Source organism: Bradyrhizobium uaiense, from assembly GCF_010811875.1.
Classification (GTDB): Bacteria; Pseudomonadota; Alphaproteobacteria; order Rhizobiales; family Xanthobacteraceae; genus Bradyrhizobium; species Bradyrhizobium uaiense.
The window spans coordinates 1-21,674 of sequence record NZ_VKHP01000106.1; the positions used below are offsets into that span (position 1 = coordinate 1).

Annotated in this window: 24 protein-coding genes, 1 tRNA gene and 1 pseudogene; 13 read left to right on the forward strand and 13 right to left on the reverse strand. The window is 64.6% G+C overall.

Annotated features, from left to right (window positions below):
* The 8 genes and pseudogenes from FNJ47_RS23765 to FNJ47_RS23800 all read left to right on the forward strand — a co-directional run.
* A pseudogene (locus FNJ47_RS23765) lies at window positions 1–247 on the forward strand (radical SAM protein); the annotation flags it as partial.
* Entirely contained in the window at window positions 244–492 is a 249-nt protein-coding gene (locus FNJ47_RS23770) for a hypothetical protein (RefSeq protein WP_163157468.1), read from the forward strand. The pseudogene FNJ47_RS23765 and the gene FNJ47_RS23770, both read left to right, overlap by 4 nt.
* A 40-nt stretch (window positions 493–532) precedes the next feature.
* On the forward strand, window positions 533–796 hold the full coding sequence (locus FNJ47_RS23775; protein ID WP_163157470.1) for a hypothetical protein: 264 nt from the start codon (window positions 533–535) through the stop codon (window positions 794–796).
* Between the two features lie 21 nt (window positions 797–817).
* Entirely contained in the window at window positions 818–1,051 is a 234-nt protein-coding gene (locus tag FNJ47_RS23780; RefSeq protein ID WP_163157472.1) for a hypothetical protein, read from the forward strand.
* A 284-nt stretch (window positions 1,052–1,335) separates the two neighbouring features.
* Complete coding sequence (gene typA / locus FNJ47_RS23785) at window positions 1,336–3,162, forward strand: translational GTPase TypA (protein ID WP_163157474.1); 1,827 nt, start codon at window positions 1,336–1,338, stop codon at window positions 3,160–3,162.
* Window positions 3,163–3,343: 181 nt separating this feature from the next.
* The gene (locus FNJ47_RS23790) at window positions 3,344–4,582 is read left to right on the forward strand and encodes a flavin monoamine oxidase family protein (RefSeq protein WP_163157475.1); all 1,239 of its coding nucleotides are present in this window, start codon (window positions 3,344–3,346) and stop codon (window positions 4,580–4,582) included.
* 80 nt (window positions 4,583–4,662) lie between these two features.
* Window positions 4,663–4,899: a hypothetical protein gene (locus FNJ47_RS23795; RefSeq protein WP_163157476.1), complete on the forward strand. Its 237-nt coding sequence runs from the start codon at window positions 4,663–4,665 to the stop codon at window positions 4,897–4,899.
* Between the two features lie 25 nt (window positions 4,900–4,924).
* A complete protein-coding gene (locus tag FNJ47_RS23800) occupies window positions 4,925–5,758 on the forward strand; it encodes a protein NO VEIN domain-containing protein (protein WP_163157477.1) in 834 nt (277 codons plus the stop codon).
* 38 nt (window positions 5,759–5,796) lie between these two features.
* Here the strand turns inward: FNJ47_RS23800 and FNJ47_RS23805 are convergent, their stop codons facing one another.
* The 3 genes from FNJ47_RS23805 to FNJ47_RS23815 all read right to left on the reverse strand — a co-directional run bounded on the left by FNJ47_RS23805 (window position 5,797) and on the right by FNJ47_RS23815 (window position 8,124).
* On the reverse strand, window positions 5,797–6,204 hold the full coding sequence (locus FNJ47_RS23805; RefSeq protein ID WP_163157478.1) for a thiol-disulfide oxidoreductase DCC family protein: 408 nt from the start codon (window positions 6,202–6,204) through the stop codon (window positions 5,797–5,799).
* A gap of 60 nt (window positions 6,205–6,264) precedes the next feature.
* Window positions 6,265–7,593, reverse strand: a complete 1,329-nt coding sequence (locus tag FNJ47_RS23810) for an SDR family oxidoreductase (protein WP_163157479.1) — start codon at window positions 7,591–7,593, stop codon at window positions 6,265–6,267.
* A 63-nt stretch (window positions 7,594–7,656) separates the two neighbouring features.
* Window positions 7,657–8,124 carry a DUF2269 family protein gene (locus FNJ47_RS23815; protein ID WP_163157480.1) on the reverse strand — a complete coding sequence of 156 codons (468 nt, stop codon included), beginning with the start codon at window positions 8,122–8,124 and terminating at the stop codon, window positions 7,657–7,659.
* On the opposite strand from FNJ47_RS23815, the gene FNJ47_RS23820 reads away from it, so the two are divergent.
* The 3 genes from FNJ47_RS23820 (at window position 8,092) to ppa (ending at window position 9,703) form a co-directional block, all read left to right on the forward strand.
* Window positions 8,092–8,451: a hypothetical protein gene (locus FNJ47_RS23820; RefSeq protein ID WP_163157481.1), complete on the forward strand. Its 360-nt coding sequence runs from the start codon at window positions 8,092–8,094 to the stop codon at window positions 8,449–8,451. The two genes, FNJ47_RS23815 and FNJ47_RS23820, sit on opposite strands and share 33 nt — an antisense overlap.
* Window positions 8,452–8,496: 45 nt before the next feature.
* A complete protein-coding gene (locus FNJ47_RS23825; protein ID WP_106326641.1) occupies window positions 8,497–9,006 on the forward strand; it encodes a GNAT family N-acetyltransferase in 510 nt (169 codons plus the stop codon).
* Window positions 9,007–9,172: 166 nt separating this feature from the next.
* Window positions 9,173–9,703 (forward strand): inorganic diphosphatase, encoded by a 531-nt coding sequence (gene ppa / locus FNJ47_RS23830; RefSeq protein ID WP_028343771.1) that lies wholly within the window; start codon window positions 9,173–9,175, stop codon window positions 9,701–9,703.
* Between the two features lie 148 nt (window positions 9,704–9,851).
* Here the strand turns inward: ppa and folD are convergent, their stop codons facing one another.
* From folD to FNJ47_RS23845, 3 genes are read right to left on the reverse strand one after another with little or no spacing between them, the layout of a single operon-like run.
* Window positions 9,852–10,736 (reverse strand): bifunctional methylenetetrahydrofolate dehydrogenase/methenyltetrahydrofolate cyclohydrolase FolD, encoded by an 885-nt coding sequence (folD, locus tag FNJ47_RS23835; protein ID WP_163157483.1) that lies wholly within the window; start codon window positions 10,734–10,736, stop codon window positions 9,852–9,854.
* Window position 10,737: 1 nt separating this feature from the next.
* On the reverse strand, window positions 10,738–11,073 hold the full coding sequence (locus FNJ47_RS23840; RefSeq protein WP_163157485.1) for a DUF167 domain-containing protein: 336 nt from the start codon (window positions 11,071–11,073) through the stop codon (window positions 10,738–10,740).
* 51 nt (window positions 11,074–11,124) lie between these two features.
* The gene (locus FNJ47_RS23845) at window positions 11,125–11,415 is read right to left on the reverse strand and encodes a YggT family protein (RefSeq protein WP_021078230.1); all 291 of its coding nucleotides are present in this window, start codon (window positions 11,413–11,415) and stop codon (window positions 11,125–11,127) included.
* Between the two features lie 298 nt (window positions 11,416–11,713).
* On the opposite strand from FNJ47_RS23845, the gene FNJ47_RS23850 reads away from it, so the two are divergent.
* Window positions 11,714–11,789: transfer RNA gene (locus tag FNJ47_RS23850), tRNA-Ala, on the forward strand.
* Between the two features lie 148 nt (window positions 11,790–11,937).
* Here the strand turns inward: FNJ47_RS23850 and FNJ47_RS23855 are convergent.
* From FNJ47_RS23855 to FNJ47_RS23885, 7 genes are all read right to left on the reverse strand, one after another.
* The gene (locus FNJ47_RS23855) at window positions 11,938–12,747 is read right to left on the reverse strand and encodes an enoyl-CoA hydratase (RefSeq protein ID WP_163157487.1); all 810 of its coding nucleotides are present in this window, start codon (window positions 12,745–12,747) and stop codon (window positions 11,938–11,940) included.
* Window positions 12,748–12,864: 117 nt separating this feature from the next.
* Window positions 12,865–13,692, reverse strand: coding sequence for a glutamine amidotransferase (locus tag FNJ47_RS23860; RefSeq protein ID WP_163157489.1), 828 nt, complete (start codon window positions 13,690–13,692; stop codon window positions 12,865–12,867).
* Window positions 13,693–13,854: 162 nt separating this feature from the next.
* The gene (locus FNJ47_RS23865) at window positions 13,855–14,634 is read right to left on the reverse strand and encodes an SDR family NAD(P)-dependent oxidoreductase (protein ID WP_163157491.1); all 780 of its coding nucleotides are present in this window, start codon (window positions 14,632–14,634) and stop codon (window positions 13,855–13,857) included.
* A gap of 226 nt (window positions 14,635–14,860) precedes the next feature.
* Window positions 14,861–15,364, reverse strand: a complete 504-nt coding sequence (locus tag FNJ47_RS23870) for a tellurite resistance TerB family protein (protein ID WP_163157493.1) — start codon at window positions 15,362–15,364, stop codon at window positions 14,861–14,863.
* A 118-nt stretch (window positions 15,365–15,482) separates the two neighbouring features.
* Window positions 15,483–16,892 (reverse strand): adenylate/guanylate cyclase domain-containing protein, encoded by a 1,410-nt coding sequence (locus FNJ47_RS23875; protein ID WP_163157495.1) that lies wholly within the window; start codon window positions 16,890–16,892, stop codon window positions 15,483–15,485.
* 99 nt (window positions 16,893–16,991) lie between these two features.
* A complete protein-coding gene (locus tag FNJ47_RS23880) occupies window positions 16,992–18,377 on the reverse strand; it encodes a cytochrome P450 (protein ID WP_163157497.1) in 1,386 nt (461 codons plus the stop codon).
* A gap of 84 nt (window positions 18,378–18,461) precedes the next feature.
* Window positions 18,462–19,823, reverse strand: a complete 1,362-nt coding sequence (locus tag FNJ47_RS23885) for a hydrolase (RefSeq protein WP_163157499.1) — start codon at window positions 19,821–19,823, stop codon at window positions 18,462–18,464.
* Between the two features lie 161 nt (window positions 19,824–19,984).
* On the opposite strand from FNJ47_RS23885, the gene FNJ47_RS23890 reads away from it, so the two are divergent.
* A complete protein-coding gene (locus FNJ47_RS23890) occupies window positions 19,985–21,664 on the forward strand; it encodes an MFS transporter (protein ID WP_163157501.1) in 1,680 nt (559 codons plus the stop codon).
* Window positions 21,665–21,674: the final 10 nt, after the last annotated feature.

The window sequence follows — 21,674 nt, forward strand, 5'->3', positions numbered from 1 at the left end:
GGTGCCGGAGGGCCTGACCTACGAGAACGTGTTCCGCGTCACCATCGTGCAATTCCTCGATCGCTTCAATTTCTGCGTCGGCAACGTCAAGCGAAGCTGCATCCACTTCGTCACCGAGAGCGGCGCGATCATCCCGTTCGACACCTACAACCTGTTCTACCGCAATGGGCTGATCGACGGCATCCGCGCGAGCCTGGCCGGCCAGACCTATCGAGAGGCACGGCAGAGCGAGGAGGTGCCGCGTTGAGCGACACCAGCGCGCCCCCTTCGCCTCCGCGCCGCCCTCCGGAGCAGCGCAACGGCTGCGTGACGGCGCTGATGATCGTCGCCGGCGTCATTCTGCTGCTGCCCGGCCTCTGCGCGCTGATCTTCGTATTTGCCGGCGTCGCCAAGACAGCGTCCGATGACCTTCAGTTCGTCGCCGCCTGCCTGCTGGTGGCGTGCTTCGGCGTAGCCGTGATCTGGTGGGCCATCCGCAGACCTGGATCCTAGGGACGGCCGGCATCGCGAACCCACTGGTGGACCAACAGCCATGAGCGAGACCGATCCCCCTCCTGTGCCGCCTGCACCAGCGCAGCCGCCCGCGCTGCCCCCGCCACGCAGCGGCTGCGCGACCGCGTTCATGGTGGTGTTCGGGCTGGTCCTGCTGCTGCCCGGGCTGTGCGCCCTCCTGTTCGGGATCGGCTCGCTGACCAACTCAAGCCTGGAGCCCGGCCTGCTGTTCCTGATCCTGCTCGGCCTTCTGGTCGGGTTCGCCGGCATCATGCTGATCCGGGCTGCGATCAAGGGGCGGTAGCCGTAGGAGGCGCGACGAATCATGAGCAGCCTGGGCCAACCGCCGCCCAACAGCCCTTGGCGACCGCGCCAAAGCAGCGGCTGTCTGACCTCGTTCATGCTGTTTCTGGGCGTCATCCTGCTGCTGCCCGGCGTGCTGTGTGCAATCCTGATCGTCACCTCGGTCGAACCGGGCAGGGACCCATTCACGCCGGTGGTGATGTTGATCGCGCTTGGCGGCGTCGCATTGATCGTTTTGGCCCGTTCCCGGAAATGACGCCGGACATGGGAACCTGCCAAAACCGGCCCTTCCGGCCCTAATTTCGATCGACCAAACCGCCAATAAATCATTGTTTTTTGGCGATTTCTGACTATATTGCGCCGCAACGCGCAAGGTGCCCGGTCCTCTGACCGGGCTTCCTTTTTGGGGTGATGCGTCCCCGTCAAATTTCTTGGGTATGAGCGTGATCCGGGCCCCGATTGGGCCACGCGAGCGAGCGGCCGGCCAAACTGGTCCGGCGAGATCGCGCATCTGACCATTGCACGACCAGAAGAAGAGCCATGAACCTTCGCAACGTCGCTATCATCGCCCACGTCGACCACGGCAAGACCACCCTCGTCGACCGCTTGCTGCAGCAATCCGGCACCTTCCGTGAGAACCAGAAGGTCACCGAACGCGCCATGGACTCCAACGATCTGGAGCGTGAGCGCGGCATCACCATCCTGGCCAAGGCCGCCTCGGTGCAGTGGAAGGACATCCGCGTCAACATCGTCGACACCCCCGGCCACGCCGACTTCGGCGGCGAGGTCGAGCGCATCCTCAACATGGTGGACGGCGCACTGGTGCTGGTCGACGCCGCCGAGGGTCCGCTGCCGCAGACCAAGTTCGTGGTGTCGAAGGCGCTCAAGATCGGCCTGAAGCCGATCGTCGTCATCAACAAGGTCGACCGTCCCGACGCCCGCCCGACCGAAGTCATCAACGAGGTGTTCGACCTGTTCGCGGCGCTCGACGCCAGCGAGGAGCAGCTCGACTTCCCGATCCTGTACGGGTCAGCCAAGCAGGGCTGGATGGCGGAGAGCCCGGAGGGTCCGAAGGACCTCGGCATGCAGCCGCTGTTCGACCTGATCGTGCGCCACGTCGAGCCGCCGAAGGTCGAGGAAGGTCCGTTCCGCATGATCGGCACCATCCTCGAAGCCAACCCCTATCTCGGCCGCATCATCACCGGCCGCATCTCCTCCGGCTCGATCAAGCCGAACCAGCAGGTCAAGGTGCTGTCCGCCGACGGCAAGCTGATCGAGAGCGGCCGCCTGACCAAGATCCTCGCCTTCCGCGGCCTCGAGCGCACCCCGCTCGAAGAGGCCGAGGCCGGCGACATCGTCGCGATCGCGGGCCTCACCAAGGGCACCGTCGCCGACACCTTCTGCGATCCCTCGGTCGAGACGCCGCTGCCGGCGCAGCCCATCGATCCGCCGACGGTGTCGATGTCGTTCATCGTCAACAACTCGCCGCTCGCCGGCACCGAAGGCGACAAGGTGACCTCGCGCATGATCCGCGACCGCCTGATGCGCGAAGCCGAGGGCAATGTCGCGCTGCGCGTCGTCGAGGCCGCCGACAAGGATTCCATGGAAGTCTCCGGCCGCGGCGAATTGCAGCTCGCGATCCTGATCGAGACCATGCGCCGCGAGGGCTTTGAGCTCTCGGTGTCGCGCCCGCGCGTCGTGCTGCAGAAGGACGAGGCGACCGGCAACTGGCAGGAGCCGATCGAAGAGGTCGTGATCGACGTCGACGAGGAGCATTCCGGCGTCGTCGTGCAGAAGATGAGCGAGCGCAAGGCCGAGATGATCGAGATGCGCCCGTCCGGCGGCAACCGCCTGCGGCTGGTGTTCTACGCGCCGACCCGCGGCCTGATCGGCTACCAGGGCGAACTGCTCACCGACACCCGCGGCACCGCGATCATGAACCGCATCTTCCACGGCTATGCCGCCTACAAGGGCGAGATCCAGGGCCGCCGCAACGGCGTCCTGATCTCCAACGACCAGGGCGAGGCGGTGGCCTATGCGATGTTCAAGCTGGAAGACCGCGGCCCGATGATGATCGAGCCGGGCTGGAAGGTCTACAAGGGCATGATCGTCGGCGAGCACACCCGCGACAACGACCTCGAGATCAACGTGCTGAAGGGCAAGCAGCTCACCAACATCCGCACCACCTCAAAGGACGAAGCGGTGCGCCTGACGCCGCCGATCCGGATGACCCTGGAAAAGGCGCTCGCCTATATCGAGGACGACGAGCTCGTCGAGGTGACGCCGAAGTCGATCCGGCTGCGCAAGAAGCACCTCGATCCGAACGACCGCAAGCGCGCCGAGAAGGCCAAGGAAGCGGTGGCGTAAGCTATCACGCAGAGCAATCTGTCATGCCCCGGCTTGACCGGGGCATCCAGTACGCCGCGGCCTGTCGGCTCTATTACAGCCGTCTCTGGAATACTGGATCACCCGCATGCGCATTCGCGGGTGATGACAGTCATGCACGGGGCGGCTTCAGGCCCAGCGGCGGACGTGCTAGAGCCGGGACATGAGTTCCCTTCCCTCGACGGTCGATGTTGCGATCATCGGCGCCGGCGCCGCAGGCCTCGGCGCCGCGCATGCGCTGAAGGGCACCGGCCTTTCCAGCATCGTGCTGGAGGCCCGCGACCGCCTCGGCGGCCGCGCGCATACGATTCAGGCCGCGCCTGACGTGGTGTTCGACGTCGGCTGCGGCTGGCTGCATTCGGCTGACCAGAACAGCTTTGTCGGCATCGCCCAGCAACTCGGCTTCGAGCTCAACAAGGATCTGCCGCCGTGGCGCGAGCGCGCCTACGGCAAGGCATTCCCGCAGGCCGACCGCGATGCGTTCATGCTCGCGCTCGACGAGTTCTATGATCGCCTCGAAGCCGCCGCGCGCGGCGGCAAGGACGATTCGGCCGATCGCTATCTGGAGCCCGGCAACCGCTGGAACCCGATGATCGATGCGATCTCGACCTATGTGAACGGCTGCGAGCTCGACCGGCTCTCGATCCTCGACTTCGACGCCTATGAGGACAGCAACGTCAATTGGCGCGTGAAGCGCGGCTATGGCGCGCTGGTGGCAGCCTATGGCGAACACGTATCGGTCGCACTGAACTGCAAGGTCCGGCTGATCGATCACGCAGGCAAGCGCGTCCGCATCGAGACCTCACGCGGCACGCTGGAGGCGGACAGAGTGATCGTCACCGTGCCGACCAACCTGATCGCCGACGAGGCGATCCGCTTTTCGCCTGCGCTGCCGGACAAGCTCGATGCCGCGCGCGGCCTGCCGCTCGGCCTCGCCGACAAGGTGACGCTGGCGCTCGCCGAGCCCGAGGCGCTGCCCAAGGAAGGCAATCTGCGCGGCGCTACCATGCGCACCGAGATGGGCACCTATCACATCCGCCCGTTCGGCCAGCCCTGCATCGAAGGCTTCTTCGGCGGCCGTTTTGCGCAAGCGCTCGAAGATGCCGGCGACGGCGCCATCGCCGCGCACAGCATCGACGAGATCGTCTCCTTCCTCGGCAATGACTTCCGCCGCAAGCTGAGACCGCTCAATGAATCGCGCTGGGCCCACGACCCGTTCGCCCGTGGCTCCTACTCGCACGCGCTGCCCGGCCACGCCGACAAGCGCGCCGTGCTGGCCGCCCCGGTCGACGGCCGGCTGTTCTTCGCGGGAGAGGCGACGTCGCCGCATTTCTTCTCGACCGCGCATGGGGCAAGGGATTCGGGGGAGCGGGCGGCGAAGGAAGTTTTGGCGGCGATCTAAATCTCAGTAGCTGGATGTGTCGTTCAAACTAGTCTACTCTGATGCAATGGGCACTGTGCTCGCGACCAAGGCTCAAAAAAATGAACCATCTTGAGGATGGCTGGGCGTGGACAGACGCAACTTTCACCGAGTGGCGTGCGGCCGTTGATCGACGGCTAGAGGACGTCTACGCTATCAGCATTGATGATGCAGGTATCGACGACGCGCTTCTTAGATCTCATTGGGAAGAGAAGGAAGCTCCGTTTGAATTTGTGTCGTGGTTTGGGAACAAATACGATCTCGACCCGAGCCAAATGTTTGGCCACCTTTCCGGATAAAATGATTGTTTCCTTGTGACTGCGAATGGCCCGCGAAGATAGATTCGGATTGGATTGGAGTGATGATGAACTAGACTTCATCATCGCCGACTATTTCGCGATGCTCCGCTTTGAACTAGATGGTGTCCACTACAATAAGTCTGAGCATCGCCGCTCTCTCGTGGAACGCATAGGGCGAACGGAAGGATCGGTCGAACGCAAGCATCAGAACATTTCGGCGGTTCTCATTGAGCTCGCGCTGCCGATAATTTCCGGTTACAAGCCACTTCCAAATTTCCAAAAGTCGATTATCGAAGCGATCGATCGCTATTTGACCCGCAATCCTGGAGACTTGATTCCAGAGCCCGCCGCTAGGGGTTTCGATGAAGCGTCGAGTCTATTTGTCGAGAAACCGCCGGTCCTTCAGATCGCCTCTCATAGAGACAAGGAACTTGTACGCCTAGTTAGAAAGTTTGACCCTGTCGAGCGCGACCTCCGCAACAAATCATTAGGAAAGGCCGGCGAAGAACTGATCTTTGCCTTTGAACGACAGTATCTGATTGCACATGATCGCGCAGACCTTGCGCGCAAGGTGAGATGGGTCTCCCAAGAAGATGGAGATGGAGCCGGGTACGACATCCATTCGTTCAATCACAACGGCTCGGAGCGTCTGATCGAAGTCAAGACAACCAACGGCCTTCAAACCACCCCGTTCTACCTGACGAGGAACGAACTTTCCTTCTCGAACGAGAGGCCGAAAGAATTTCGTATTTGCCGCCTCTACGATTTCTCCAGAAAGCCAAAATTGTTCGAGCTAGCGCCTCCTATCGAAAAGTTTGTTCGGCTTGAGCCGCTCTCCTTCTCGGCGTCATTTGATTGACGTCGGCGCCGCAGTCAGAGCAAAGTCCACCGCCTTCACTACTCCAGCACCCGCGCCCGCATATCCGCATCCGGCATGAAACACGTCTCGTACTTCCCGAAGATGCGATAGCGATTACGTGCGATGAGGCTGTAGACGGCGTCGCGCAGCGGCTTGGGCACCGCGAACAACGCGCTTGTCCAGCCCCAGCCGGGGAGATGGCTCAGCACCGTCAGCGCCGCATCCGACTTCATCCAGGCGACGCCGCCATGGACCACGGCGTTGGTGTCGGGATCCTCAGGGTCGATGCCGAAGGTTTTTGCCAGCCGGGTGCCGTAGTCGGACTGGATCGGCGTGAAGCGAAAGCGGCGCTTTGTATCGCGCGCGATGACGAAACGGACCCAGCGCGAGCAGAAGATGCAGACGCCGTCGTAGAGGATCACGTCGTCGTCGGGCCACTTGCTCATCTTGTTTTCCTTCGACGCGTTTTTCTTCACGCGAACCGGTTCCCACTTCGCTTGAAAACGCTATCGATTGTCCAGCATCAGCAGCGCCACCAGCATCAGCACGATCGCGGGCGCGGTCTTCACAAGCGCGCCGAGCGGCTCGATCCAGAGATCGGGCGTCAGGATCGCCGATCCCGCCATGTAGCCGAGCGAGGCGATGATGCCGGCAACGAGACCGAACGCCGCGGTGCGGCGGATCGCAATCAGCACGCCGATGCTCATGTCCATCAGGCTGGTCAACACCGTCACCGGCCCGACCAGAGCGGGCGGAAAATGATGCGCGCTCAAAATGCCGGCGGCCGCGTCATAGGAGATCACCAACGCGATGAAGCCGGAGGCGATCCAGAACAGCGCCAGACTCGCGAAGATCAGCGCCTTGATCAGAAACAGCCGCGCGAACCATTTGTCCTGGATCGTCGCCGGACGCGCGCCGACCGCTTGTGCGATCGTCTTCGGCACGATGCCGGTGACATCCATCCAGCCTGCGGGATCGCCGGTGACGCCGCGGCGCAGCTCGGCGATCGCGGTGGTCCGCAGCGGCGGCATCCAGCCGAGCCGGCTGGTGAGATCACCGAGGCGAGCGCCGAGATCGATCAGGAACGACGGCGAGGCGATGCGAAAATGTTTCGCCGTGCCGAATGCCCAGCGGAACTGGGCGATGACGCCGCCGAGCGAGACCGGCGGCTTCTGCATCAGATCCCATGTCACCGCTCGCACGCGCTCGTCGGCGACATCGCGTGCCGCGAGCCAGGCGATGGTGGCGGCGATATCCTCGACCGCGACCGGCTGAAACGGCGTCGCGGCCTCGTCGGCCGGCAGATCGACCGGCAGCGCCGCCAGCGCGCGCAGCATGGCGCTGCCGCCATAGGCCGACGGCGCAATGACGAAGCCCGGGCGCAGGATCGCATGCGCGATCCCTGACGCCGCAATCAGCCGCTCGGCCTCACGCTTGGTAGTGCTGAAGGCGGTGCGGTCCTCACTGGCCGTGCCGGGAATCGAGATGTGGACGAGACGGACGGCGCGGCGGCTGTCGCCGATCGCCGCCAGCAGCCGCGCGACGAAATCGCGATGCACCGCGCGCGTGTCGCTGCCTGGCCCGTCCTGCAGCACGCCGAGGCAATTCACGACAACGTCGGCCTCATGCGTGCGTAGCAGCTGCGTCAGCGCCGCTGCATCCAGCGACATTACGGGCAGCTCGATATCTGCCGCACTCATCTTCTGTGCAGGCGTGAAATGCCGCGCGATCCCGATCACGTGAAAGCCGCGCGCCCTCAGATCGTCGGTGATAGCACGCCCGATCAGGCCCGACGCGCCGAGCACGAGGATGTTGTGTGATGCGTCGTCACTCATGGGAGTCTTGTTTGAGCATGATCCTGTTCGGAAAACCGCTGCACACTTTTCCGCGATCATGCTCTAAAATGGTTTCGCGATCATCAGCCACAGGATGATCATCACCGAGCCGAAGCCGGGAATCCCGAACAGGAACCAGCGGCGAAACAGCGCATGGTAACGCGGCGGCAGCGGCAGACCCTTGTCGGCCGCCGCCTGCGCGAGGTCGCGCATCTCCATCTGCATGAAGACGACAGGAACCCAAAACACGCCGGCGAGTGCGTAGAGCGCAAGCGACCCCAGCAGCCAGCGCTCGGTGATGCCCGTCGACGACAGCATCATCAGCAGGCCGCCGCTCACCGGCTGCAGCAGCACGGCGCTCAGCGTGAAGATCATGTCCGCGATCACGACGGTCGTCGCCGTGCGCGCGATGAAGGCCGCATCATGGGTGCGATGGGCCGCCAGCATGAAGAAGGCGATGCCAGTCCCGGTGCCGAGGATCACGATGGCGCCGAGCACATGCAGATATTTGATCAGGAAATAGAGCGTCATCGCAGTCCGCTCGTGATCGGGCCGGTTTCGGCGCGCACAGATACCGCTGCTGCCATAGGCCGGGCGCGCGTGAAAATCCACTGCGGCGGCGCAAGCGCGAAGGGCACGATGCAACGGCTTCGCGACTGGATTCGCTCGCAAATTCCGGCGGCGAATCAGCGCCGAATGGCCTTTTTCCCAGCTGCGGCATTGTCATACAGCGCGCGCGATCAACGCTTTGCACAGGCCAGGAACGGCGATTGGTCGCGCGGGCCCCGCGAGTGTCCTTTTTCGGAACAAGTTTTCATGACACTGATGCAAAAAATCCACAGGTTAACCGATAATTAACGATGGACCTTGAAGGCGGCCCGCTGACTTGCTTTGATTGGGTGCATGAGCACAACGCTAATCGAGGTCCGGCCGGCCAAAGCTGCAGACGCGGCTGCGGTGGCGTCTACCCATGACGAAGCCTGGCGCTCGGCGTATCAGGGAATCATCCCCGGCGCCGAACTCGAAAAGCTGATCAATCGCCGTGGCCCGCAGTGGTGGGACAGCGCCATCCGCAAGGGCAGCCGCGTCAGCGTGCTGGTGTTCGGCGACCGCATCGCAGGCTATGCCAATTACGGCCGCAACCGCGCCCGCAGCCTGCATTTCGAAGGCGAGATCTACGAGCTCTATCTACGGCCGGAATTCCAGGGCCTCGGCTTCGGCCGTCGCCTGTTCGCCTCCGCCCGCCGCGACCTCCTGCAGAGCGGCCTGAAGAGCATGGTGATCTGGGCGCTCTCGGATAACGAGCCGGCGACCGAGTTCTACCGCGCGCTGGGCGGCCGGATGGTGGCGCGCTCCTCGGAGCGGTTCGGGCCGAAGTCGCTCGACAAGGTCGCTTTCGCCTGGGCGAACTGAAAATCCTGCTTCTCTCGCAGCTGCGGCAAGGCTAAACCAGCCTTAGCGTTTGCGCGCGACAGCCAGCCCGGCTCCCAAGGCCGGGCCTGATGCTGTTTTGCGGCCTGGCGGCGCCAACCAAAAAATCACATCGTTCTCAACTTCCAAAGGCCACGCGGAGCAATCCATGCGTATCGACGCCATATCGATCGGAAAAAATCCGCCCCACGACGTCAACGTCATCATCGAGGTTGCCGTCGGCGGCGAGCCCATCAAGTACGAGATGGACAAGGAGGCCGGCACGCTCGTGGTGGACCGCTTCCTGTACACGCCGATGCGCTATCCCGGCAATTACGGCTTCATCCCGCACACCCTGTCGGGCGACGGCGATCCCTGCGACGTGCTGATCGTCAACACCCGCGCGATCGTGCCGGGCGCCGTGATGAGCGTCCGCGTGGTCGGCGTGCTCTTGATGGAGGACGAGGCCGGCGGTGACGAGAAGATCATCGCGGTGCCGTCGTCGAAGCTGACCCAGCGCTACGACAAGGTGCAGAACTACAACGACCTGCCCGACATCACGCTGCAGCAGATCCAGCACTTCTTCGAGCACTACAAGGATCTCGAGAAGGGCAAGTGGGTGAAGGTGCTGCGCTGGGGCGACGCCGACGAAGCCCGCAAGCTGATCCTGGAAGGCATCGAGCGCGCGAAGAAGAAGTGACTTACCTCGCCCCGCTTGCGGGGAGAGGTCGGATCGCATCGTAAGATGCGATCCGGGTGAGGGGGTACAGGTCCGTCCACCTTCAACACTCGTGGAGAGAGCCCCTCACCCCGACCCTCTCCCCGCAAGAGCGGGGCGAGGGAGCAGTTCACACCGCCGGCGCCGGCAGGCCGTGAATCGCGCAGGCCGCGCGCAGCGTGTTGACCAGCAGGCACGCCACCGTCATCTGCCCGACGCCGCCGGGCACCGGCGTGATCGCGCCGGCGACGTTGAGCGCTTCCTGGAATGCGACGTCGCCGACCAGCTTCGGCTTGCCGCCGGGCACCGCAATCCGGTTGATGCCGACATCGATCACGGTCGCGCCGGGTTTCAGCCAGTCGCCGCGCACCATCTCCGGACGGCCGACCGCGGCATAGACCAGATCGGCCTGGGCGCAGAGTTTTGGCAGGTCGCGCGAGCGCGAATGCGCGATCGTCACCGTCGCATTCTCGTTCAGCAGCAACTGCACCAGCGGACGACCGACCAGGTTGGAGCGGCCGATCACGATCGCGTTCATGCCCTCGAGCGAGGCATACACGCTCTTGGTCAGGATGATGCAGCCGAGCGGCGTGCAGGGCGACAGCGCCGCCAGGCCGCCGGCGAGCCGGCCGGCATTGTTCGGATGCAGGCCGTCGACATCCTTGGCCGGGTCGATGGCATTGATGATGGTCTCGGTGTGCAGCGATTTCGGCAGCGGCAGCTGCACCAGGATGCCATGCACCAGCGGATCGCGGTTGAGCCGCGCGATCAGCGCCAGAAGGTCGGCCTGCGACACGTCCTCCGGCAATTTGTGCTCGAACGAGGCCATGCCGGCGGCCTGGGTCTGGGTGTGCTTGCTGCGGACATAGACCTCGCTCGCGGGATCGTGGCCGACCAGCACGACCGCGAGCCCCGGCGTCAGCGCATGGTCGCGCTTGACGCGGGCGACCTCGTCGGCGACGCGGGTGCGAAGCTCGGCGGCGATGGCTTTTCCGTCGATGATGCGGGCAGTCATGTCAGTCCTTCGTCTCTTGGTTCGGCGCGGTCGCAGTCAATTTCCTCAAGGTGTCGCCGAGCTGCCTCGGATCGCCGTCGACCGCCACCTGCTTCAGCCGCGAGGTGGCACCCGACAGCAGCTTCACCCTGGCCTTGGGCACGCCGAGCGCCTTGGCCAATAACTCCGTCACCGCCCGGTTGGCCTCACCGCCCTCGGCAATGGCGCGGACCCGCACCTTCACCACGGATCGGCCGTTGGCCAGCGTCTCGATCCCGTCGATGTCGTCGCGGCCGCCGCGCGGCGTCACGCGCAAGGCGATGCTGATGCCCTCGGTGGAATAGCGCCAGGGATCCATTGCCAAGGCTCCATCAACAAGGATCCATCAGCAGCGGTCCATCGCCAGGGATCAGATCACGTTGGGATAGATGTAATAGGCGATCACCCGCTGGATGAACATGATGATCAGAATCACGATGATCGGCGAGATATCGAGGCCGCCCAGATTCGGCATCACGTTGCGAATCGGCCGCAGCACCGGCTCGGTGATCCGGTAGAGGAACTCGGCCACCGCGGAAACGAACTGGTTGCGCGTGTTGACCACGTTGAAGGCGACCAGCCAGGACAGGATGGCGGAGGCGATCAGAAGCCAGACATAGAGGTCGAGGACGATGATGACGATGTCGAGAACAGCGCGCATATGATGGGGGCTCGCGGGTGGGACGACCAGGTAAAGCGCAACGAAACCGGACTTGAACCGCCAGCGCGCTTCTTTTTTGAGCAGGATCTTCTCGGAAAACCGCTACGTACTTCTCGCTAACGCGGCCCGCCGGGTCCGGATCATGCTCTAAATATCGGTTCGTCCCCCCGCAAACAAGGGAAGTTCCGGGCAGGAAAGCCCGAAAACCGCTGTTTCACCGTTCTTGACTTGGCCTTGGGCGGGACTGTAAATGGCGCCCGACTGACGGCCGGGACACTCAGCAACACCCGGTCGCGATGGGGCCATAGCTCAGCTGGGAGAGCGCGTCGTTCGCAATGACGAGGTCGGCGGTTCGATCCCGCCTGGCTCCACCAGCCTTCGCTCGCTTCGCGAGCTTCGGCTCGGCAAGCCCGGAAAATCTATCGTAGCGAAGCGAGCGAAGGCTGCCGCGGCGTAGCCCGAAGGGCGAAGCCGGGCTAAGGCAAGCTGCCCCCAGGGCGAAGACGGACCTTATCCTCCCCCTCACGTCCCCGTAAACCGTGGCGGCCGCTTCTCGACGAAGCTCGCGACGCCTTCCCGGAAATCATTGCCCTTGAGCGCGATCTGCATCTCGCGGTTGGCGTCGATGGTGGCTTCGGCGAGGGTCTGGAACGGCACGTCGTAGACCTGGCGCTTGATAGTCGCGATCGCGCTCGGCGAGACGAAATCGGCGAGGTCGCGGGCATAGGCGTAGGTTTCCTCGCGCAGCTTCTCCGGCGAAGAGAGCCGGTTGACGAGGCCGATGCGCAGCGCCTCCGCGGCGGAGACGCGCCGCGCCGACATCAACAGATCAAGCGCGTTGGCGTGACCGACGATGCGCGGCAGCATCCAGCTGATGCCATGCTCGGCAATCAGGCCGCGCCGCGCGAACGCGGTCGTGAACACCGCGCTGTCGGCGGCGAAGCGCAGGTCGCAATAGAGCGCGTGGACCAGGCCGATGCCGGCGGTGGCGCCGTTGAGCATCGCGATCACGGGCTTCTTGATCGCGGGATAGTAGGCGTAGCGCGTCTGCCAATCGGCGCGGCGATTCATGTCGAACGGAATGTTCTCGCCGCGTCGGACCTCGTTGGGATCGATCCCTTTCAGCGCGTCCATGTCGGCGCCGGCGCAGAAACCTCGGCCCGCGCCGGTCAGCACGATGACGCGAACATCGTCGTCATTTGCCGCAGCCTCCATCGCGTGGCGGACGTCCCGCTCCATGATCGCCGTCCACGCATTCATGCGGTCGGGACGGTTGAGCGTGATGGTCGCGATCCTGTCGCTGACATCATAGAGGATGTGTTCGTAGCTCACGGCGATCTCCCTGTGCCTTGTTGTTATTGATGCGCGCGGCGATACGGCCCGCGCGTGGCAGCCCGACAGTAGCACATCCATCAAAATGAAAAGGCCGCGTGAAATTCCGCCGCGCGGCTATTCCGCGGCCTGCAGCATCACCGGCTGCGGCACCCGCGCGATCCAGCCATCGATGAAATGCGTCAGCCACGCGCGCTCGGCGGCATCGTGCACGGCGCGCTCAGCGAAGTGCTGATGACGCGGCTGCGCGCCCGGCGAATCCATCCGCGCGCAGCCGCGCGCGGTCCAGCGATGCATCATCGCGTAGGTCACATCGGGATGGAATTGCAGGCCGAAGGCGTTGCCGAACTGGAACGCCTGCACCGGGAAATCATCGCCGGCTGCAAGCAAATCGGCGCTGGCCGGCAATTGAAATCCCTCGCCATGCCAGTGATAGACGCGCGCCGGCCAGTCCGGGCAAAGCGCGCGGCCCGCCTGCGTCGGCCTGACCGGATAATAGCCGACCTCGACACGGCCTTGCGGATGCGGCGCGACGCGAGCGCCGAGTTGCCGCGCCAGCATCTGCGCGCCGAGGCAGATGCCGAGGAACGGACGCTGCTCGCGCAGCGGAATTGCGATCCAGTCGATCTCCCGCCGCACGTAGTCGTCGGGATCGTTGGCGCTCATCGGACCGCCGAAGATCACCGCGCCGGCATGCGCATCGAGCGTGCCGGGCAGCGCGTCGCCGAAGCGCGGACGGCGGATGTCGAGGGGGTAGCCCAGCGCGCGCAAGGCGTTGCCGATGCGGCCGGGGGTCGATGTCTCCTGATGCAGCACGATCAGCACCGGCCGCAGCGACGCCTGATCCGAGGCCGGAGCCTTAGTCTGATCCTTGGGCGTGACCGCGGCCGGCCTTCGGTTTGCGAAGGGCACCACGACGCGGGTTTGGTCAGACCGGAACGACATTGCCTCAGCTTGAAGGTTTGGCCTCTGCTTAAAGTTTCGGCACGTAAGGTGCGATCTTAGCTAAGTGGTCGTTAACATCGTGTGAGTTTGCGCACACCCAGGCGAAGCAAATCGCGGGCCAGAGACAGCCTTAACGACGATGCAAGGGTTGTTCTGGAGAAACTAGCGCTTGCGGAGCTGAAAGCCGCCGACCGCGGTCAGGATGAAGGAGCGCGGGAACAGCCGGAGCAGGAACGGCACCAGCTTGATGAAGGCGCCGGGCAGCACCGCGCGCTTGTTGGCCATCAGGCCGCGATAGGCTTGGCGGGCGACCTCATCAGGCGCGACGTTGAGGATGGCCGAATCGAACCCGGGAGCAAAGCCGGCACGATCCTGGAACTCGGACGGCACCGGACCAGGGCAAACCACGGTGACACGCACACCCTTCGGCGCCAGCTCGCAGCGCAACGCCTCGGAGAACGAGAGCACATAGGCCTTGCTGGCGTAGTAGACGGCCATGCCGGGGCCGGGCAGGAATCCGGCGATCGAACCGAGGTTGAGGATGCCGCCGCGGTTGCGAATCAGCTGATCGGCAAAGCGCAGCGTCAAATCGGTCATCGCACGGATGTTGACGTTGATAATGTTGAGCTGTTCGGCGCGGTCGCGCTCGATGGCGAGGCCGAACAGGCCGAAACCGGCATTGTTGACGAGATATTCGACCTCGACCCCGGCCGCGGTCAGGGCCTCGGCGATCCTGTCGCCCGCATCGGTCTGCTGGAGATCACAGGGAATCACAATCGGCACCGCGCCGCCCTTGGCCGCAAGCTCGTCGGCGAGCGCCGTCAGGCGATCGACCCGTCGCGCCACCAGCGCCACGCGGTGACCATTCGATGCAAACACGCGAGCCAGTTCGGTGCCTATGCCCGCCGATGCCCCGGTTATCAGCGTCACACGCTCGGTCACGTTTCAAACTCTTACTGCAAATTCTAGTGAGGTCCCCAACGGGGCGACGAGAGCATAGGCATGCGGTGGGACGCAAGCCGCGTATGGGCTTGTGGACAGCCGCGGACCGCCGAATCGGCGATGAAACGCCAGATTTTCAGTTGGATCGCCCACAATCGCGATGGACATTAAAATTTCGTTATCCGTGACGCTGGCGACGATGCTCAGGCTTGCGCAGGTGACCGTGTCAGATTGCCGCGTCTGCGGTGCCCCACGGGCCCTTCGGCAGCTCCGCCTGCTTCTCGGCGACCCGGTGCTTGAGGTCAATGCGGTCGCGCGAGGAGATGCCGAGCAGATCGGCGGCCCGCCAAACCACGTTGTCCTCGAACTCGCTGACCTGGCCGTCGGCATAGACCAGCTCCCACATCATCTCGACGATGCGCAGCCGGCCCTCCTCATTCACCGAGCGCATGATCACGCTGGTAAAGTGATAGAGATCCACCGCCTCGCCCTCGACGCGCATGGCGGAGGCGATCAGCCTGTCGGCGGTGCCGGGATCGAGCTGGAAGCGGCTCTCGATCAGGCTGTGCAGCTTGCGTTTCTCGGCAGGCGTCGGCTCACCGTCCAGCGAGACCACGTGCACCAATAGCGCCGTCGCCGCGAGGCGATAGCCGCCGTCATCGAAAGCGCGGTCGGCCTGGGCATCGGGGGAGACGATATCGGCAATGAATTGGCGGAGTCCGTCGAGCATCGCTCTCTCTGTCGGATGAAACTGAAATGTATATGGCGTGGAAACAGAACCGGCGCAATCCGCGCAGGTTCCCGCTGCGACATTACGTTTCGGCAAGCATTACGTTTCAGAAATATGACTACGGTATCTCGTACACCACGAGCTTGTCGGCAATGCCGCGCAACGCCGCTTCCTTCTGGATCGGCTTGATCGCCGCGCGGTCGAGGATTCCTGCGACTGCAGCGGATTCCATCACCGGCTGGGTCAAATGGATTTCCTGCGACGTCGACAGGCTCTGCACCCTGGCTGCGATATTCACGGTCTGGCCGAAATAATCCTGCCGTTCGTTCAGCGTCACCGCGAGGCACGGCCCCTCATGGATGCCGATCTTGACGACCAGATCTTCCTTGCCGCGCTCGGTGTTGAGCTGCTTCATCGCCGCCCGCATGCGCAATCCAGCCGACAATGCGTGCTCGGGCCGGATGAAGGTCGCCATCACGGCGTCGCCGATCGTCTTCACCACGGCGCCGCGCTCGGAGGCGATGATCTCGAGCAGAGCGTGAAAATGCGCACGCACCAGGTCGAATGCGGCGAGATCGCCGACCCGCTCATAGAGTGCAGTCGAACCCTTCAGATCGGTGAACAGGAAGGTCAGCGCGGTGATCTTCAGCCGCTGGTCGACGGTGAGGTTGTCGGCCCGGAACACATCGCGGAAGGTCTGGTTCGACAGCATCCGCTTCGCGGTCAGGATCGGCTTGCGCTTGCCGAGCAGCTTGTGCAGCGGATCGCCCGCGATCCACACCGACGGCAGCACGCGAACGTCGGCGTGATTCTCCAGCGAGAGCCGCAGCGGCCCCGGCCGCATCGTCGAGGTGCCGGTCGGTGCATGCGACTTGTTGAACGCGATCGAGAACTGCTGGCGCTCGGTGGTCGGCTCGCCCTCGACGGCAAAGAAATGCGCCGAATGCGTCACCGGCTCGAACACGATGATGAACTGGTTGGGCAGATTGAGCGACAGGATCGCCTTCTCGCCGGCCGGCAATTCGAGCCCCTCCAGCGTCACCTCGTTGATCAGGGTCGACACCGAGCTCTCGTCGAACTCGATCCCCGAACTCCAGAACATCTGGCGGAAGTATTCCCAGATCGGCAGCGTGTTGGGATCGTGCGCGGCGATGTGGCGGACGCGGGGACTGACGGTGAAGGCAACCTCGACCTGCTCGTCGACGGAGGCCTCGTAGCCGGCTGCGCACAGCGCGCAATTATAGTCGTCATGGCGCAGCGACTTCAGCGTGGTGTGGGCATCGAGCACACCGCCGCAACCCGGGCACAGCACGTTCCAGCTCATGTCGAACAGGCCGAGCCGGGAGGCATGCAGGAAGCCGGAGATCACTTTCTCCTGGTCGAGCCCGGTTCGGTCCGCGAACTCCAGAGCGTTGATGCGATTGAGCTCGCGATCATGACCATCGGCGATCAGCTGCTGCAAGGCATCGGCGAACGCCGGATCGGCCGTCTGCCTGAGGACTGCGAAATGGGCCTGCGTATCGCTCATGGTGAGCCCCTGGAGCATGATCCGGAGAAGTGGATACCGGTTTTCCGAAAAGATCATGCTCAAACAAAGAGATGAGCATCGGAACACCGCCGCGCAAGGTCAGCGCGGCTTGATCGTGAAGACGGGCGAGCGGTTCGGCTGTGTCGTCACGACGCCGATCGGAAGCACCGGATCCTTGTCCGCCAGCGCGACGCGGAACGCACCGATGATCTTCGCAAGCGCGAGCGTCGCCTCGACCAGCGCGAAATGCGCGCCGATGCAGACCCGTGCGCCGACACCGAACGGCAGATAGGCGAACCGATCAGGCGGCGTTCCCGTCATGAAGCGCGCCGGCACGAACGCATTGGGATCGCGCCACAGCTTTTCATGCCGGTGCAGCAGCCACGGCGCGATCAGGACTACGTCACCCCTCCTGACCGGACGGCCGGCGATGGTGTCGGGCCCGCCCGCCGCACGCGCAATCAAAAACGCCGGCGGATAAAGCCGCATGGTTTCGTCGACTACCGCGCGGGTGAATTTCAGTCGCTCGATATCGAGCGTGCCATTCGCTGCCACGCCTCTGACTTCTGCTGCCAACTGCTCCTGGGTATCGGGATCGAGCGCCAGCAGATAGAGCGCCCAGAACAGGGCGGTCGCGGTCGTCTCATGGCCGGCCAGGATCATGGTGGCGACCTGGTCGCCGAGCTGCGCGTCGGTGAACGCCTGGCCGGTTTCGGGATCGCGCGCCGCGCCCATCAGGTCGAACAGGTCACGGGCCGGCGCATTGTCATCCTTGCCGGCGGCGCGGCGCTCGGCCATCAGCTGGCCGACAAACGCGGTCCAGCGCTTGCGGAAGCGGGCGCGCCGGAAATCCTGCGGCGTCGGCCAGTTCAACGGCAGCAGCAGATCCAGCATGTGCGGCCGCGCCAGCGTGTCGCCATACTCCATCACGAAGTCGCGCAGCGCAGCACCATGGCGGTCCATGCCGAACGAGAACATGGTGCGGCCGGCGATCTCCAGCGTCATCCGCTGCATCACCTCGCGCAGATCGACCGGGCCGCAACTCGCGGCCTTCAGCTTGACGATGGTCTCGTCGACCGCCGCGATCATGTATGGCTCGAGCGTCGTCACCGCGCGCGGCGTGAACGCCGGCGCCAGCGTGCGGCGCTGATGCTTCCACGCGCGGCCTTCGGCGATCAGCAGTCCCTCGCCCAGCATCGGACGCAACACGCGGATGCCGGCCGGCGTGCGGGTGTAGTTCTCGTAATTGTCGACCAGCACGTGGCGGATCGCGTCCGGCGTGTTGAGAATGAAGCTCGAATGGTTGAGAAAGCGGCCCTGAACGATGTCGTCCTCATAGGCCCGCTGGCCCCAGGTCTCGATCGGCGAGTTGCGCATCACCCGCATCCGCTGGAACGCGCCCATGTCGGCGGGCGCGCGCGGCGGAGCCGGCGGGACCAGGGGCCGCCGCGTGACCGTGATGTCGTAGACTTCGGCTATGCTCATGGTCCTCGCTTCCTGCCTCACGCAACGGCTGATCCGGCCATGCGATCCCGGCGCCATGAAGGCGCGCGGACCCCTTCACCAGACCTAATAAGTCAGCTCGGCAACCGCAATCCGGTTCTCCGATGCCGGCCAGGCCCGCATCACAATGCGCTCCCCGTTGAAGATCGCGGCCACCGGACGGCCGACATCGGCTGCGGCGAGCCGCAACGTCGTCACCGCATCGGTCGGCACGCCGGATTTGACATCGGCCGGCTCCTTGCCATCGAACAGCACGATGTCGCGCGGCAGCCCGAAATAGCCGCGCGGCCGCGACATCAGCACGATGGCGCCCGCGCCGGAATCGGCCGGCGAGAGCGGCCGCGCCGCGCGCAGATGCACGATCTCGGAGGAGCGCGGGAACGGCGAGCGATAGATGTGCGTCGTCACCGCGTCAGGCGAAGTCAGCACGAATTCGAGCGGCCAGGACGAATCGACCTGCGCCGGCCCCCAGCGGCCATCGGCGCCAGTCTGCGAGCTGTGCAGCGGGCCGCCGATGCGCTCGCCGGTCTCCGCCGACACACGATAAATGTCGACCGTGGCACCCGGCACCGGCCGGTTGGTCGGCACGCCGCCGGGCGTGCCCGTGACGACGCCGCTCAGCCTCACCGCCGTCTCAGGCACGATCTCGATCCGCGCCGGCTCATGCCCGGCGATGAATTTGTAGATCTCGCGAAAGGCACGCGGGTGATACGCGGTCTCGCGATGATCGACCGCGCCGAGCACCAGATTGGTCGCGCCTTTCAGCGCCGGGCCTTCTGATGTGACGTTGGTCGGCGTGCCCGGCTTGCCGACGAAGCGGCCGTCGGCCTGGGCATATTTATCGAAGCCGTCGCTGCGCAAGGTCAGGAATGCGGTGCCGGCAGTTACTTCGCTGTCGCCGTCGTTCAACCCGCGCAGGAACGGACCGCGCCCGTTGAACTCGTTGCCGAGCCCGTCGTCCCATGCGTAGACACCGTGATTGGGCGTGCCGCACAGCACCGCGTGGCTGATGTCGCCGCCGCCACCATTCTTGATGAAGTTGCGGATTGCATTGCCGCCGCGGGAATTCCCGACCAGCGCGATGCGCGCCGCGCCGCTCTTTTGCTTCAGCTCCCTGACCGCCTCGGCGAGCTCGCGGCGCTGGTCCTCGGTCGAGGAGCGGCTCGCCTGCTCGACCTTGTCGTCAGCGCGCGCCAGCGGATCGGTGAAGTTGATCGCAGCCATGCGCTCGCGCGGCACGCCGTTGGCTTCCATCCGCCAGAGCGTCGTCATCCAGAGGGCGGCGTGATCGCCATTGCCGTGCACGAACAGGATCGGCGGGATGTCGCCGACGGGCGCCGGCTGGGCCAGCGCCGGAACGGAAAGACGGCCCGCCAGCAGCGACAGGGCGCCGGCCCCTTGCAAAAATCTCCGCCGCGACAGCGCCATCGGTCCCCTTCCCCAACCCTTCCTCAGGTCTTTCAGTGCTTTAGCGTGTCCTATACCCGCCAAGGATACCGTAATCGCTGGACAGGGCACGCATTTCGCGGGCATCAGTTGATGCAGCCGGAATCATTCGACAATTCATAGCAGGCCAACCGGAACCGGATATGACCGAACCGCGGAAGCGTCCCGACAGTATCACTGCACCGTTGCGGCATTCAATCTTCCGGCGAATCTGGCTGGCCAGCCTGCTCTCCAATCTCGGCATCCTGATCCAGGGCGTCGGCGCCGCCTGGGCGATGACGCAGATGGCCTCGGAGGCCGACAAGGTCGCGCTGGTGCAGACCGCGCTGATGCTGCCGGTGATGCTGATCTCGATGCCCGCCGGTGCCATTGCCGACATGCATGACCGCCGCATCGTCGCGCTGGTGTCGCTTATGATCGCGCTCTCCGGCGCCACCATGCTGACGGTGCTGGCCTGGCTCAACCTGGTGACGCCGAACATCCTGCTCGCACTGTGCTTCGTGGTCGGCAGCGGCATGGCGCTGTTCGGCCCGGCCTGGCAATCCTCGGTCAGCGAGCAGGTGCCCACGGAGACGCTGCCCGCCGCGGTCGCGCTGAACGGCATCAGCTACAACATCGCGCGCAGCTTCGGTCCGGCGATCGGCGGCATCGTGGTCGCCTCCGCAGGCGCCGTGGCGGCGTTCGCCGCCAACGCCGTGCTGTATCTGCCGTTGCTCGTCGTGCTGTTCCTGTGGAATCGCGTCAGCGAGCCGTCGCGGCTGCCGCGCGAGCGGCTGAACCGCGCCATCGTCTCCGGCGTGCGCTACATCACCAATTCACCGTCGATCAGGATCGTGCTGACCCGCACCATGGTGACCGGCATCATCGGCGGCTCGGTCTCGGCGCTGATGCCGCTGGTGGCACGCGACCTCTTGCATGGCGGCGCGCAGACCTATGGCATCATGCTCGGCGCCTTCGGCATGGGCGCGGTGATCGGCGCGCTCAACATCAGCGAGATCCGCAGCCGGCTCAGCGGCGAGGCCGCGATCCGCGTCTGTGCGTTGACCATGGGGGCTGCGATCGCCGCGGTTGCCGTGAGCAAGCAGCCGGTGATTACAGCCGCCGCGCTGGTGGTCGCCGGTGCGGTCTGGATGTTGGCGATCGCGCTGTTCAATATCGGCGTGCAACTCTCCGCGCCGCGCTGGGTGGCGGGCCGCTCGCTTGCGGCATTTCAGGCCTCGATCGCCGGCGGCATTGCGATCGGAAGCTGGTGCTGGGGCCGCATCACGGATATGGGCGGCGTCGAGATGGCGCTGTTGATCTCCGCCGGCCTGATGCTGCTGTCGCCGGTGCTCGGCATCTGGCTCAGGATGCCGCCGATCGGCGCGCGCAACGAGGACGCCACCGACACACTGGCCGATCCCGAGGTGCGGCTGCAACTGACCGGGCGCAGCGGGCCGTTGGTGGTCGAGATCGAATACCGGGTGGCGCAGGACAAGGCCCGTGCCTTCCACAATGTGATGCAGGACGTGCAGCTCAGCCGCCAGCGCAACGGCGCCTATGGCTGGTCGATCGCGCGCGACATCGCCGATCCCGAATTGTGGACCGAACGCTATCATTGCCCGACCTGGCTGGATTTCCTGCGCCAGCGCAACCGCGCCACCCAGATCGAGCGCGAACTGCATCAGAAGGCGGCCGACTTCCACATCGGCGCCGAGCCGATCCGCGTGCGGCGGATGCTGGAGCGTCCGTTCGGTTCGGTGCGCTGGAAGGACGAGACCCCGGACCGCGCCGCCAAGGAGGTGATCCCGGTGGTCGCGACCGCGGCAGGCAGCAGCACGTAGATCTAGCCGA